We start from the raw sequence: 13946 nt of genomic DNA, 5'->3' as shown, positions 1-13946 counted from the left end.
GGCTTTACATTGGAGCTTGCAGCGGGTCGAGGGGGTTGGTTAAAAAATCAGCGCTTCCCTAAACGCTGGCGTTTTTTTAAACTGTCGAGTCCGCTCGCCCAACCGGGCAGCGCGCATATTGCATTCGCTCCGAGGAATACCATGGCCCGCGTAACCGTTGAAGACTGCCTAGAACACGTGGAAAACCGCTTTGAGCTGGTCATGCTCTCTACCAAGCGTGCCCGTCAACTGGCCACCGGTGGCAAAGAGCCGTTGGTCCAGTGGGAAAACGACAAGCCTACCGTGGTAGCGCTACGTGAAATCGCCGAAGGCCTGATGAGCTACGAGTTCATCGCCAACGCTGAAATCGTTGAAGACGAACCGCTGTTCGCAGCGTTCGAGGACGAGTCCAACGAGGCGGTCTAAGCCTATGCCTGGTCGACGTAGCACGGCGCGGGGTCACAGCAAACGGCAGGAGTCATTATCATGCCGAGCATAGACGCCCTCGCCGATCGCTTATCGGCCTACCTCGGCACGGACCAGGTCAATCTGGTCCGCCGAGCCTATTTCTACGCCGAACAAGCCCACGACGGACAGCGCCGCCGCAGCGGCGAGGCGTACGTCACGCACCCGCTTGCGGTGGCGAACATTCTTGCCGACATGCACATGGACCATCAGAGCCTGATGGCGGCGATGCTGCATGACGTGATCGAAGACACCGGAATTGCCAAGGAAGCGCTGCAAGCGCAGTTCGGCGAAACCGTGGCCGAACTGGTCGACGGGGTCAGCAAACTGACCCAGATGAACTTCGAGACCAAGGCCGAGGCCCAGGCGGAAAACTTCCAGAAAATGGCCATGGCCATGGCCCGCGACATTCGCGTGATCCTGGTCAAGCTCGCCGACCGCCTGCACAACATGCGAACGCTGGAAGTGTTGTCCGGTGAAAAACGCCGGCGAATCGCCAAGGAAACCCTGGAAATCTATGCGCCCATCGCCAATCGGCTGGGCATGCACGCGATTCGCATCGAGTTCGAAGACCTCGGCTTCAAGGCCATGCACCCGATGCGTTCGGCGCGGATCAATCAAGCCGTCAAGCGCGCCCGGGGCAATCGCAAGGAAATCGTCAACAAGATCGAAGAGTCCTTGAGCCACTGCCTGACCATCGACGGCATCGAAGGCGAGGTCAGTGGCCGACAGAAACACCTCTACGGCATCTACAAGAAGATGCGCGGCAAGCGTCGAGCCTTCAACGAGATCATGGACGTCTATGCGTTCCGGATCATCGTCGACAAGGTCGATACCTGCTACCGCGTATTGGGTGCTGTACATAATTTGTACAAACCATTGCCAGGGCGCTTCAAGGACTACATCGCGATTCCCAAGGCCAACGGCTACCAGTCGCTGCACACCACGCTGTTCGGCATGCACGGCGTACCGATCGAAATCCAGATCCGCACCCGCGAAATGGAAGAGATGGCCAACAACGGCATCGCCGCGCACTGGCTGTACAAGTCCAGCGGCGACGAACAACCCAAGAGCACCCACGCCCGGGCCCGCCAGTGGGTCAAAGGCGTGCTGGAAATGCAGCAGCGGGCCGGCAACTCCCTGGAATTCATCGAAAGCGTGAAGATCGACCTGTTCCCGGACGAGGTCTACGTGTTCACGCCCAAAGGCCGGATCATGGAGCTGCCCAAAGGCTCCACGGCGGTGGACTTTGCCTATGCAGTACACACCGACGTCGGCAACAGCTGCATCGCGTGCCGGATCAACCGCCGCCTGGCGCCGTTGTCCGAACCGCTGCAAAGCGGCTCCACGGTGGAAATCGTCAGCGCCGCCGGCGCGCGACCAAACCCGGCATGGCTCAACTTTGTAGTCACCGGCAAGGCTCGCACGCACATCCGCCACGCCCTGAAGCTACAACGCCGCTCCGAATCCATCAGCCTGGGCGAACGCTTGCTCAATAAAGTCCTCAACGGCTTCGACAGCTCCCTGGACAAGATCCCGGCCGAACGCGTGCAGATCATGCTCAGCGAGTACCGCCTGGAACTGATCGAAGACCTGCTGGAAGACATCGGCCTGGGCAATCGCATGGCCTACGTCGTCGCCCGCCGCCTGCTCGGCGAAGGCGAACAGCTGCCTAGCCCTGAAGGCCCGCTGGCCATTCGCGGCACCGAAGGCCTGGTGCTCAGTTATGCCAAGTGCTGCACGCCGATTCCTGGCGATCCGATTGTCGGCCATCTGTCCGCCGGCAAAGGGATGGTGGTGCACTTGGACAACTGCCGCAACATCAGCGAAATCCGCCACAACCCGGAAAAATGCATCCAGCTCTCCTGGGCCAAGGATGTCACCGGCGAATTCAATGTCGAGCTGCGGGTCGAACTGGAGCACCAGCGTGGCCTGATCGCCTTGCTGGCCAGCAGCGTCAACGCCGCCGACGGCAATATCGAAAAAATCAGCATGGACGAGCGTGATGGCCGCATCAGCGTCGTCCAACTGGTGGTCAGCGTGCACGACCGCGTACACCTGGCCCGCGTGATCAAGAAGCTGCGCGCCCTGACTGGCGTCATCCGCATCACTCGCATGCGCGCATAGCTCCCCATCCAATACAAGGAGTCATAAATGACCAAGACCGTTATCACCAGCGACAAAGCTCCGGCCGCCATCGGTACGTATTCCCAGGCAATCAAGGCGGGCAACACCGTGTACATGTCGGGCCAGATCCCGCTGGACCCGAAAACCATGGAACTGGTAGAAGGCTTCGAAGCCCAGACCGTGCAGGTGTTCGAGAACCTCAAGGCCGTGGCCGAGGCTGCTGGTGGTTCGTTCAAGGACATCGTCAAGCTCAACATCTTCCTCACCGACCTGAGCCACTTCGCCAAGGTCAACGAGATCATGGGCAAGTACTTCGACCAGCCTTACCCTGCCCGCGCCGCCATCGGCGTAGCAGCCCTGCCGAAGGGTTCGCAGGTTGAGATGGACGCCATCCTGGTCATCGAGTAACAAGCCCGGCGCAGCCTTCCCCTGCTGCGCCGTTTTCGTTTAAGGATTCCACCATGCGCAAAGCGCTTGCTCTTTCGCTGGCTGCCCTGCTGTTGGGCGGCTGCGCCAGCGACCCTGCCGACCGTGATATCAGCGGCACCTGGATCAACCAGGCGGCAATCGACGCCGCCGCCAAGGGCGGCCCGCTGCGCGAGGCGCTGCAGGCCTATGGCCCGAACCTGGAATGGGACGTCAACACCCGGGCCGGCCAGGCACGCTACACCAACGGTTTCGAGAATGTCGAAGGCAAGCTGCTGGGCGAAGAAGACGGGGCGTGGAAAGTCGATTTCTACGGCAGCTCCGCCAGCGAACTGCAACGTGACGGCGACCAGTTGAACCAATCCGCCACCGAGAACGAACCGCAGCAAGTGTTCGAGCGCGCCCAGGTCCAGGTGCCGGAGGGAGCGCCGCTGGGCGCCAGTTTCGAACGGGCGCTGTATACCGCCTATCTGGGCGGCACCTGGAACATCGTCAACGGCCCAGGCCAAGGTGCCAGCGTGCAGTTCCAACCCGATGGCCAGGTCAGCGGACTGCCAGGCGCCGACCGCTACGCCCTGTGCCTGGCCGGCGACTGTGCATCCATGAGCGGCGGCAACGACAACATCTGGCTGCAACAGAACGGCCAGGGCAACACCTGGATCTTCTCCCGCGACGGCAAGAAACTGGAAATTTTCCAGACCGTTAATGCGGCACTGGCGGATGAAATGCCTTCGTTTACGCCGGGTGACCGGCAGTGGGTGTTGGAAAAGCAGTAGTCCGACTGAACACACGCCGATCCCCCTGTGGGAGCGAGCCTGCTCGCGATAGCGGTATAACAGTCAACACTGATATTGAATGTTATGGCCTCATCGCGAGCAGGCTCGCTCCCACAAAGTTCTTGTGGTGCCGCAAGTCAGCAGCGCCCTTCCAGAATCGCCGCATACCCCTCACGAAAACTCGGATACCGCGGCGTCCAGCCCAGGGCCTTGGCCCGGGCATTGCTGCAGCGCTTGCTGCCGGCGCGGCGGACGCTGGCGTTTTCGGCCCATTGGGTAACGCCCATGTACTCGCGCAGCCAGCCCACAACCTCGGCCAGCGCGGCGGGCGCGTCGTCGACACCGATGTAACAGTCTTCCAAGGTTTTGCCCTGGCGATCGGCTTCCAGCAGGAAGGCCAGCAGACCCGCCGCGTCGTCGGCATGGATGCGGTTGGCGTAGAGGGGCGGGTCTTCCACCACGCTATAGCCCTGGCGCACCTGGCTCAGCAACCATTCGCGGCCCGGACCATAGATGCCGGTCAGGCGTACGCGGCTGGCCGGGATGCCGCTGTCGAGCGCCACCTGTTCGGCTTCGAGCATCAGCCGGCCGGAATAGCCACCGCCCACGGTGGGCGAGGTTTCATCGACCCACTCGCCACCCTGCTGCCCGTAGACGCTGCTGCTGGAGACAAAAAGCAGTCGTTTTGGCTGCTGCCCGTGCTGCTTCAGCCAGCTCAACACATGCTGTAACCCTTGGACATAAGCCGCGCGGTAGCCCGCCTCGTCATGCTCGGTGGCGGCGACGCTGTACACCACGTAATCCAGTGGACCGGTGGGCCAATCAGCGGGACATTGCTCGCTGAACAGGTCACCCGTCACCCCAACGACCCCGGTCGGCAGGTGCGAAACCGTGCGGCGCAGGCCGTACACCTGCCATTGGTCGACCAGCAACTGGCTCGCCAGGCGGCCGCCGATATCACCGCAGCCGGCGATCAAAACAGAAGGCGCGGACATCAAAATCTCCTCTCATAAAGCCGCAGACTAGCTGCCAGAAGGGACGAGCGGCTAGCAATGCAGGAAAAAAAGATACTGTATTACTTTTGTTAACAAGAATTACTTGCAATAATGCACGCCAGTTTTGTTCTCGGCCCTCGAGGCCTGGAAGAACATCAACCTTCTTTATCCTCTCAGGTCCGGCCAGCATGACACGCTATCTCCCCTCCGCTTCGCCAACCAATCGACCTCGCACCTGGAGCGCCATGGCAGCCCTGCTGCTCAGCCTGCTGCTGGCGCCCAGCGCATTTGCCGACGCACAAGCGCCGGCCACGACCCCGGCCGAAGCCCCCGCTGCCATCCAAACGCCTGTCGATGCCGCCCAGCCCGTAGCCGCTCCTCAGGCCATCGACCCGGCCCAGGCCGTTGAAGCCAACGCCGTAGACGCCCCTGAAGTGCTCGAAGCCGACAACACCTTGGGCATGGCCCACGATCTGTCGCCATGGGGCATGTACCAGAACGCCGACATTATCGTGAAAATCGTCATGATCGGCCTGGCCATCGCCTCGATCATCACCTGGACCATCTGGATCGCCAAGGGCTTCGAGCTGATGGGCGCCAAGCGCCGCTTGCGCGGTGAAATCGCCAACCTGAAAAAAGCCACCACCCTCAAAGAGGCCAGCGCCTCTGCAGCCAAAGAAGGCACCTTGGCCAATCTGCTGGTTCACGACGCCCTCGAAGAGATGCGCCTATCGGCCAACAGTCGCGAGAAGGAAGGCATCAAGGAGCGCGTGAGCTTCCGCCTCGAGCGTCTGGTCGCGGCCTGCGGTCGCAACATGAGCAGCGGCACCGGCGTGCTCGCCACCATCGGTTCCACCGCGCCGTTCGTCGGCCTGTTCGGCACCGTGTGGGGCATCATGAACAGCTTCATCGGCATCGCCAAGACCCAGACCACCAACCTCGCTGTCGTGGCCCCCGGCATCGCCGAAGCCCTGCTCGCAACGGCTCTGGGTCTGGTCGCGGCGATCCCGGCGGTGGTCATCTACAACGTGTTCGCCCGTTCCATTGCCGGTTACAAGGCCCAGGTCTCCGACGCTTCGGCCGAAGTCCTGTTGCTGGTCAGCCGCGACCTCGACCACCTGCCGCCCGAGCGTGGCTCGCAACCGCACATGGTGAAAGTGGGGTAATCGGCCATGGGCCTGCATTTGAAAGAAGGCGCAGACGACGATCTGGCCGAGAACCACGAAATCAACGTTACGCCGTTCATCGACGTGATGCTGGTGCTGTTGATCATCTTCATGGTGGCCGCGCCACTCGCCACCGTGGACATCAAGGTCGACCTGCCGGCGTCGACGGCCAAGCCTTCGCCACGACCCGAGAAACCGGTGTTCCTCAGCGTCAAGGCCGACCAACGCCTGTTCCTGGGTGAAGACGAGGTCAAGACCGATAGCCTCGGCGCGACCCTCGACGCCAAGACCCAGGGCAAAAAGGACACGACGATCTTCTTCCAGGCTGATAAAGGCGTGGATTACGGCGACCTGATGAACGTGATGGACGCCCTGCGCGCCGCCGGATACCTGAAGGTCGGTCTGGTCGGACTTGAGACGGCGCCCAAGAAATGATCACGACGCGCCAAAAGCTGACGCGTTACAGCGGTAGCCTGGCCGTGGTGCTGGGCGTGCATGCGCTCGCCATTGCCTTGGCGCTGAACTGGACGTCAAACCCGCCCATTGAATTGCCGCCCCAGGCGATGATGGTCGAGCTGGCGCCGGTTCCGGCCCCACCACCGCCTGCACCGCCTAAAGTCGTCACGCCACCGCAGCCTCCGGAGCCGGTCGAAGAACTGCCATTGCCTAAAATCGCCGAAGCCGAGAAACCGGAGATTTCGGTGCCCAAGCCGGTCAAGCCCAAGCCTAAACCGCCCAAGCCCAAACCCAAACCCGTGGAAAAGAAACCGGAACCGCCCAAGGAAGAGCCGTCTGAGCAAAAGCCCAGCGATACTCAGCCGACCAAGGCACCGACCGAGAAATCCGCGCAGCCGGCGCCTGGCCCGTCCCCCGCTCAAGTGGCGGCCAAGGCCAGTTGGCAAGGCACATTGCTTGCGCACCTGGGCAAGTACAAGAAATACCCCGCCAGCGCCCAGTCGCGCGGCAAGGAAGGCTTGAACCGTTTACGGTTCGTGGTGGACGCCGAAGGCAATGTGTTGTCCTTCGAGTTGGTGAGCAAGTCCGGCAACGCCGCCCTGGACCGGGCGACCCTGGAAATGATTCGCCGCGCCCAACCACTGCCCAAGCCACCGGCCGACATGCTGGTGAACGGCTCCATCGAAATCGTCGCGCCGTTTGTGTACTCCATCGACAAGCGCCGGCGTTAGCCACAGCGTGCTGCCGGGTCTGTAGGAGCTGCCGAGCGGAGCGAGGCTGCGATCTTTTCCCTGATGCTTGAGTATCAAAAGATCGCAGCCTTCGGCAGCTCCTACAGAGCCCTCGTCACCCACATTAGGCAGTGTCACACCGCGTCTCCAGTCTGATAACGTGCGTCTATCGATTGCAGCCGGTATGCTTGGCTTGCAACTTCACGGACGCTCGCCATGACCCTCACAGAATTACGCTACATCGTCACCCTCGCCCAGGAGCAGCATTTCGGCCATGCGGCCGAGCGTTGCCATGTCAGCCAGCCGACCCTTTCGGTGGGTGTGAAAAAGCTTGAAGACGAGCTCGGCGTGCTGATTTTCGAGCGCAGCAAAAGCGCCGTGCGCCTGACCCCGGTGGGCGAAGGCATCGTTGCCCAGGCGCAAAAAGTCCTCGAACAGGCCCAAGGCATCCGTGAACTGGCCCAGGCCGGCAAGAACCAACTGACCGCCCCGCTGAAAGTCGGCGCCATCTACACCGTTGGCCCGTACCTGTTCCCGCACCTGATTCCGCAACTGCACCGGGTCGCCCCGCAGATGCCGTTGTACATCGAAGAAAACTTCACCCATGTGCTGCGCGACAAACTGCGCAACGGCGAACTGGACGCGATCATCATCGCCCTGCCGTTCAACGAAGCCGATGTCCTGACCCTGCCGCTCTACGACGAGCCGTTCTACGTGTTGATGCCGGCCCAGCATCCGTGGACCCAGAAAAAATCCATCGACGCCGCCCTGCTCAACGACAAGAGCCTGCTGCTGCTCGGCGAAGGCCACTGCTTCCGCGACCAAGTGCTGGAAGCCTGCCCGACCCTGACCAAAGGCAGCGAAGGCGCCAAGCACACCACGGTGGAATCCAGCTCCCTGGAAACCATTCGCCACATGGTCGCCTCGGGCCTGGGCATTTCGATTTTGCCGCTGTCGGCGGTGGACAGCCATCATTACGCCCCTGGCGTGATCGAGGTTCGCCCACTGACGCCGCCCGTGCCGTTCCGCACCGTTGCCATCGCCTGGCGCGCCAGCTTTCCGCGACCCAAGGCCATCGAGATCCTCGCTGACTCGATCCGCCTGTGTTCCGTGGCCAAGCCGCCCACTGCCAAGTAAGCCGCGGCCATGACTGAGCTGTCGAAAGTGCCGGTCACGGCACTCAAGGGTGTCGGTGAAGCCATGGCCGAGAAGCTGGCCAAGGTTGGCCTGGAAAACCTCCAGGACGTGCTGTTCCACCTGCCGCTGCGTTACCAGGACCGCACCCGCGTCGTGCCCATCGGGCATTTGCGCCCGGGCCAGGACGCCGTGATCGAAGGCACCGTCAGCGGCGCCGACGTGGTCATGGGGCGGCGCCGTAGCCTGGTGGTGCGCCTGCAGGACGGCACCGGCGGCCTGAGCCTGCGCTTCTATCACTTCAGCAATGCGCAAAAGGAAGGCCTCAAGCGGGGCACCCGCGTGCGCTGCTACGGTGAAGCACGGCCCGGTGCGTCCGGGCTGGAGATCTATCACCCGGAATACCGCGCCATCACCGGCGACGAGCCGCCGCCGGTGGATGAAACCCTGACCCCGGTCTACCCGCTCACCGAAGGCCTGACCCAACAGCGCCTGCGTCAGCTCTGCCAGCAAACCCTGACCCTGCTCGGCCCCAGCAGTCTGCCCGACTGGCTGCCCAACGAACTGGCCCGAGATTATCAACTGGCGCCACTGGCTGATGCGATTCGCTATTTGCACCACCCGCCGGCCGATGCCGATGTCGACGAGCTCGCCCTGGGGCATCACTGGGCCCAGCACCGACTGGCCTTTGAAGAGTTACTGACCCATCAACTGTCCCAGCAACGCCTGCGCGAAAGCCTGCGTTCCCTGCGAGCCCCGGCGATGCCCAAGGCCAAGGACCTGCCCGCCCGTTACCTGGCTAACCTGGGCTTTAAACCCACAGGGGCCCAGCAGCGGGTCGGCAACGAAATCGCCTACGACCTGAGCCAGCCCGAGCCGATGCTGCGGCTGATCCAGGGCGATGTCGGCGCCGGCAAGACCGTGGTTGCCGCCCTCGCCGCGCTTCAGGCTCTGGAGGCGGGTTATCAAGTGGCGTTGATGGCGCCTACCGAGATTCTTGCCGAACAGCATTTCATCACCTTCCAGCGCTGGCTCGAACCACTGGGGATCGAGGTCGCGTGGCTGGCCGGCAAGCTCAAGGGCAAGAATCGCGCAGCCGCCCTGGCGCAGATCGCCGAAGGGGCACCGATGGTGGTCGGCACCCATGCCTTGTTCCAGGACGAAGTGCAGTTCAAGAACCTGGCACTGGTGATCATCGACGAACAGCACCGCTTCGGCGTGCAGCAGCGCCTGGCGCTGCGGCAGAAAGGCGTCGGCGGGCGGATGTGCCCTCATCAATTGATCATGACTGCCACGCCGATTCCGCGGACACTGGCCATGAGCGCCTATGCCGATCTCGACACCTCGATCCTCGACGAACTGCCTCCTGGGCGCACGCCGGTCAATACCGTGCTGGTCACCGACACCCGACGTGTCGAAGTGATCGAGCGCGTGCGCGGCGCCTGTGCCGAAGGGCGACAGGCCTATTGGGTGTGCACACTGATTGAAGAATCGGAAGAGCTGACCTGCCAGGCGGCCGAAACCACCTATGAAGACCTCACCGCCGCCCTCGGCGAACTCAAGGTCGGACTGATCCACGGGCGTATGAAACCCGCCGAGAAAGCCGCCGTGATGGCCGAATTCAAGGCCGGAGCCCTGCAATTGCTGGTCGCCACTACGGTAATCGAGGTCGGGGTCGATGTGCCCAATGCCAGCTTGATGATCATCGAGAACCCCGAGCGCCTGGGCCTGGCGCAGTTGCACCAGCTACGTGGCCGGGTCGGCCGGGGCAGCGCCGCCAGCCACTGCGTCTTGCTGTATCACCCGCCGCTGTCACAGATCGGTCGCCAGCGCCTGGGCATCATGCGCGAAACCAACGACGGTTTTGTCATCGCCGAAAAAGACCTGGAATTACGCGGCCCCGGTGAAATGCTCGGCACGCGCCAGACCGGCCTGCTTCAATTCAAGGTAGCCGACCTGATGCGCGACGCCGACCTGCTCCCCGCCGTACGCGACGCCGCCCAGGCTTTGCTGGAACGCTGGCCCGACCATGTCAGCCCGCTGCTGGATCGCTGGCTGCGTCATGGGCAGCAATATGGCCAAGTGTGAGCACGCTCTCAGTTTCCGGACGCACCTGTCCGGCAAGCTGGTTATACTGCTGAACTTGTAGGAAAACGGATACAGACCATGACAGAAGCTGCCCTCGTCCCCGAAACCCCGCACGCTCCGTCTGTTATTCGGCTGTTGCTCGAGAAACTGGGCATCGGCTTTGACGAAGTAATCGAACGACCAGGCCTGAATCCCGCCCGTAAAGTGCAGGCCGTTCTGTTGCACGATGCCGTTGGCGCCCTCATGGTGCTGTTTCCGCAAAGCCAGCTGCTGGACCTCAACCGCCTGGCCGAACTCACCGGTCGCAAACTCACGGCGGTGCCCACTGACCGTCTGGAGCGCATGCTCGGCAAGCACAGCCTGAGCCTGCTGCCCGGCCTGCCGGCCCTGACCAGCTCCCCTTGCCTGTATGAAGAAAGCCTGCTGCGCGAGCCGAAACTGCTGATCAACTCGGGTGAACCGGGGCTGCTGCTGGAAGTCACCAGCGAGGCGTTCAGGACCATGCTCACCAAGGCCAGCGCCGCGACGTTCGGCGAAGCCGTGAGCAACATCACTCCCAACCTGGACCGTCCACACGACGACCGCGCGGAAATCACCCAGGCCGTGCAGGCGTTTACCGCCCGACGCATCCAGCAACGGCTGGAAGAAACCATAGAAATTCCGCCTCTGGCCGAAACGGCGCAAAAGATTATCAAGCTGCGTGTCGATCCGGACGCCACCATTGATGACATCACCGGCGTCGTGGAAACCGACCCGGCGCTGGCCGCGCAAGTGGTGAGCTGGGCCGCCTCGCCGTACTACGCGTCGCCCGGCAAGATCCGCTCAGTGGAAGACGCCATCGTCCGGGTCCTGGGCTTCGACCTGGTGATCAACCTGGCGCTGGGCCTGGCGTTGGGCAAGACCCTGAGCCTGCCCAAGGACCACCCGCAACACACCACGCCGTACTGGCACCAGTCGATCTACACCGCCGCCGTCATCGAGGGCCTGACCCGCGCCATGCCCCGCGCCCAGCGCCCCGAAGGCGGCCTGTCGTACCTGTCCGGCCTGCTGCACAACTTCGGCTACCTGTTGCTGGCCCACGTGTTCCCGCCGCACTTCTCGTTGATCTGCCGGCATCTGGAGGTCAACCCGCATCTGTGCCACAGCTACGTGGAACAGCATCTGCTGGGCATCAGTCGCGAGCAGATCGGTTCATGGCTGATGCGCTACTGGGACATGCCCGACGAACTGGCCACCGCCCTGCGCTTCCAGCACGACCCGCACTACGACGGCGAATACGCCGCCTACCCGAACCTGGTGTGCCTGGCCGTACGTCTGCTACGCGCCCGTGGCATTGGCTCAGGCCCCGACGAGGAGATTCCCGACGCACTGCTCGAACGCGTCGGCCTGAGTCGCGACAAAGCCAATGAAGTGGTCAGCAAAGTGCTGGAGGCTGAGGTGTTGTTGCGCGAACTGGCTTCGCAGTTCAGCCATGGCTGATAGCCAGCCTGGCAATCGGGTGGTTGTAGCCGTTGTGGCCGTTGTGGCCGTTGTGGCCGTTGTGGCGAGGGGATTTATCCCCGCTGGGCTGCGAAGCAGCCCTAAAAACTGCTTCCCTGGTTACGCAGGCTGAACACCGCTCAGCCTTTTTGGGCCTGCTGCGCAGCCCAGCGGGGATAAATCCCCTCGCCACAAGTATCCGCAGCGCCTCAGGTCTTCGCCTTGGCCTTCTTCGGCTTCAAGTACTTGGTCAGCCCCTGAAACCAGATCACCAACGCCGGATTGCCCTTGATCTGGATCGACTTGTCCTGAATCCCGGTCATAAAGGCCAACTGCTTGTTCTTCGCCTGCATCGTGGCGAAGCCATAGGCCGCGTCCTTGAAGGCGATGGAGAATGCCGGCGTCGGGTAGGTGCCGGACTGGCTGGTGATGCGCTGGTCCTTCACGGTGAAATGCCGGGCGACTTTGCCGTCCAGGGTTTGCAATTGGAACACCAACTCCTTATCGCCCAACTGCTGCTGGAACGCCGGATTGGTCCGACTGGCCCTGCCCATCAACAACCCCAGCATCCACAGCAGAAAACGAAACTTCATGGGCACGGCCTCGAAAGAATAATGAATGTTTGGCAGTTTAGCGATTCTTCGGCGTAACGCCATCATCGGATCGCTTTGGCGGAAGATAAGCATGTTTTCGCGAAAGATGACTGCCAAGTCATAAAACCAAAAATCAAAAGATCGCAGCCTTCGGCAGCTCCTACAGAAATCGATGTAGGAGCTGCCGAAGGCTCGGGCCGCGTTCGGACGATCTTTCGATCTTTTCCCCGCCAAACCCCTCGGACATTTCCTTCAAAACGCCGGGCTGTTCATGAACTAGGCAGCGCTTTCGAGCGCCGCTAACCTCTGTTCGTCATCGCAAAAAACGGTGACACGGACGTGCAAGTCCGGACTGGTATCCAATCGGTGATAGCTATTGACCGAGCATTTTTTTATGCTCGCGTCCGTTATGGCGATTGTGCGTGGGAGACCTTCGGGTCTGCCGGCGGTACCGGACCGGTCTTGCACACCTACGCACAGTTGCCGCCTCTTCGAATGCAAGCGAAAGGATGCCAACCCCAACTCTGGTACATAAATATGGTTAAGCCTTCACCGAATCCGCCGCAAAGCGGCCACAAATCCCGCGTCGAAACCCTCAAAGAAAAAAAGCTCGAAGACGCCGCCACCCGCGCCCTCGATTACTACCTCAAACCCCAGCCTTCCTCCCCGCCCGAACCCGACAAGAACCAGCTCTTCATCGTCTCCCCCCACATCGACACCGAAACCCTGCTTGCCAACGCCTCCGAAGACCTGCTCTCCATCAGCACCATCGCCGCCGACCTGGCTGACGATGTCGATGATTCACGCCGCTGCGTAGCCTTGGCGATCAGCCGCATGGCCGATGGAGTTCAGTTGTTGGTTGAACGAGCGCTGGATCATCTGGAAACAAAAGAGATGGCGGCGCCTGGAACCAAGGGGTAGCGCTTTGCATTGATGCAAGCTGTGCCGACGCCTTCGCGAGCAAGCCCGCTCCCACAATGGGATCGAGGTACGGCCGGAGAGACAGGTCGGCTATAAGGCCGCCTCGCGAGCAAGCTTTGCTCCCACAGGTTCTGCTCAAACAGCTCTGATGGTGTACACCCGCTATAGCCAGGCCGGCTGTCAGGCCGCCTCGCGCTGGCTTTTGATCTGGGGGCCCCGTTAACCACGCTGGCCGAATGCAGGTATTGCGCAGTGGGCATCCCGGCATGGATGCCGGGATAGCCGCGCTGGGCCATGGATGGCCCTTCGCGGCGGGCCCACGGAGCAATGCCGGAGTGAGGGCACACCGAGCCTAAGCGAGGTGCCGAGTGGTGGGGCAAAGACCTTTTGGTTACTTTTGGGGCGTTTGCCAAAAGTGACCCGCCGTAAGGGCGGAACCCTAAGCCGCCGTTACCGCAGCAACGGATATGTACCCAGTCAACAAACCCCAGGCCGGCTGTCAGGCCGCCATCGCGAGCAGGCTCGCTCCCACAGAGGATCGGGGCTATTGCGGCAACCCAAAACAAATGTGGGAGCGGGCTTGCTCGCGAAAGCGGGGTGTCAGTCAACA

13 protein-coding genes are annotated in these 13946 nt (G+C 62.0%); 11 read left to right on the top strand and 2 right to left on the bottom strand.

The window, feature by feature from the left end; all coding sequences use genetic code 11:
• Nucleotides 1–141: 141 nt before the first annotated feature.
• Genes rpoZ through BMY45_RS04275 form a run of 4 tightly spaced genes read left to right on the top strand, consistent with a single transcriptional unit; the run spans nt 142 to nt 3773 of the window.
• On the top strand, nt 142–405 hold the full coding sequence (rpoZ, locus tag BMY45_RS04290; protein WP_003177259.1) for a DNA-directed RNA polymerase subunit omega: 264 nt from the start codon (nt 142–144) through the stop codon (nt 403–405).
• A gap of 60 nt (nt 406–465) precedes the next feature.
• Nucleotides 466–2571, top strand: a complete 2106-nt coding sequence (gene spoT, locus BMY45_RS04285) for a bifunctional GTP diphosphokinase/guanosine-3',5'-bis pyrophosphate 3'-pyrophosphohydrolase (protein WP_047226172.1) — start codon at nt 466–468, stop codon at nt 2569–2571.
• A gap of 27 nt (nt 2572–2598) precedes the next feature.
• Nucleotides 2599–2979: a RidA family protein gene (locus tag BMY45_RS04280; RefSeq protein ID WP_003229509.1), complete on the top strand. Its 381-nt coding sequence runs from the start codon at nt 2599–2601 to the stop codon at nt 2977–2979.
• Between the two features lie 53 nt (nt 2980–3032).
• On the top strand, nt 3033–3773 hold the full coding sequence (locus tag BMY45_RS04275) for a hypothetical protein (RefSeq protein WP_076383093.1): 741 nt from the start codon (nt 3033–3035) through the stop codon (nt 3771–3773).
• Between the two features lie 137 nt (nt 3774–3910).
• Here the strand turns inward: BMY45_RS04275 and BMY45_RS04270 are convergent, their stop codons facing one another.
• The gene (locus BMY45_RS04270) at nt 3911–4768 is read right to left on the bottom strand and encodes an NAD-dependent epimerase/dehydratase family protein (protein WP_092394983.1); all 858 of its coding nucleotides are present in this window, start codon (nt 4766–4768) and stop codon (nt 3911–3913) included.
• Nucleotides 4769–4956: 188 nt separating this feature from the next.
• On the opposite strand from BMY45_RS04270, the gene exbB reads away from it, so the two are divergent.
• From exbB to BMY45_RS04240, 6 genes are all read left to right on the top strand, one after another.
• The gene (gene exbB / locus BMY45_RS04265) at nt 4957–5934 is read left to right on the top strand and encodes a tonB-system energizer ExbB (RefSeq protein WP_092394979.1); all 978 of its coding nucleotides are present in this window, start codon (nt 4957–4959) and stop codon (nt 5932–5934) included.
• A gap of 6 nt (nt 5935–5940) precedes the next feature.
• Nucleotides 5941–6369, top strand: a complete 429-nt coding sequence (gene exbD, locus BMY45_RS04260) for a TonB system transport protein ExbD (RefSeq protein WP_092394976.1) — start codon at nt 5941–5943, stop codon at nt 6367–6369.
• A complete protein-coding gene (locus BMY45_RS04255) occupies nt 6366–7121 on the top strand; it encodes an energy transducer TonB family protein (RefSeq protein ID WP_092394973.1) in 756 nt (251 codons plus the stop codon). Before exbD ends, BMY45_RS04255 begins: the two co-directional genes overlap by 4 nt.
• Before the next feature lie 216 nt (nt 7122–7337).
• Nucleotides 7338–8258, top strand: coding sequence for a hydrogen peroxide-inducible genes activator (locus BMY45_RS04250; RefSeq protein WP_092394970.1), 921 nt, complete (start codon nt 7338–7340; stop codon nt 8256–8258).
• Between the two features lie 9 nt (nt 8259–8267).
• Nucleotides 8268–10343 (top strand): ATP-dependent DNA helicase RecG, encoded by a 2076-nt coding sequence (recG, locus tag BMY45_RS04245; RefSeq protein WP_092394967.1) that lies wholly within the window; start codon nt 8268–8270, stop codon nt 10341–10343.
• Between the two features lie 78 nt (nt 10344–10421).
• Nucleotides 10422–11822 (top strand): aminoacyl-tRNA deacylase and HDOD domain-containing protein, encoded by a 1401-nt coding sequence (locus tag BMY45_RS04240; protein ID WP_092394964.1) that lies wholly within the window; start codon nt 10422–10424, stop codon nt 11820–11822.
• A 209-nt stretch (nt 11823–12031) separates the two neighbouring features.
• Here the strand turns inward: BMY45_RS04240 and BMY45_RS04235 are convergent, their stop codons facing one another.
• Complete coding sequence (locus BMY45_RS04235) at nt 12032–12415, bottom strand: helicase (protein ID WP_092394958.1); 384 nt, start codon at nt 12413–12415, stop codon at nt 12032–12034.
• A gap of 537 nt (nt 12416–12952) precedes the next feature.
• On the opposite strand from BMY45_RS04235, the gene BMY45_RS04230 reads away from it, so the two are divergent.
• Entirely contained in the window at nt 12953–13336 is a 384-nt protein-coding gene (locus BMY45_RS04230) for a DUF6124 family protein (RefSeq protein WP_092394955.1), read from the top strand.
• Nucleotides 13337–13946: the final 610 nt, after the last annotated feature.

The sequence above is a fragment of the Pseudomonas sp. NFACC39-1 genome (assembly GCF_900110355.1).
Lineage (GTDB): Bacteria > Pseudomonadota > Gammaproteobacteria > Pseudomonadales > Pseudomonadaceae > Aquipseudomonas > Aquipseudomonas tehranensis.
The sequence above is the reverse complement of the archived record's forward strand: the minus strand, read 5'-3'. Positions and strand labels throughout refer to the sequence as shown.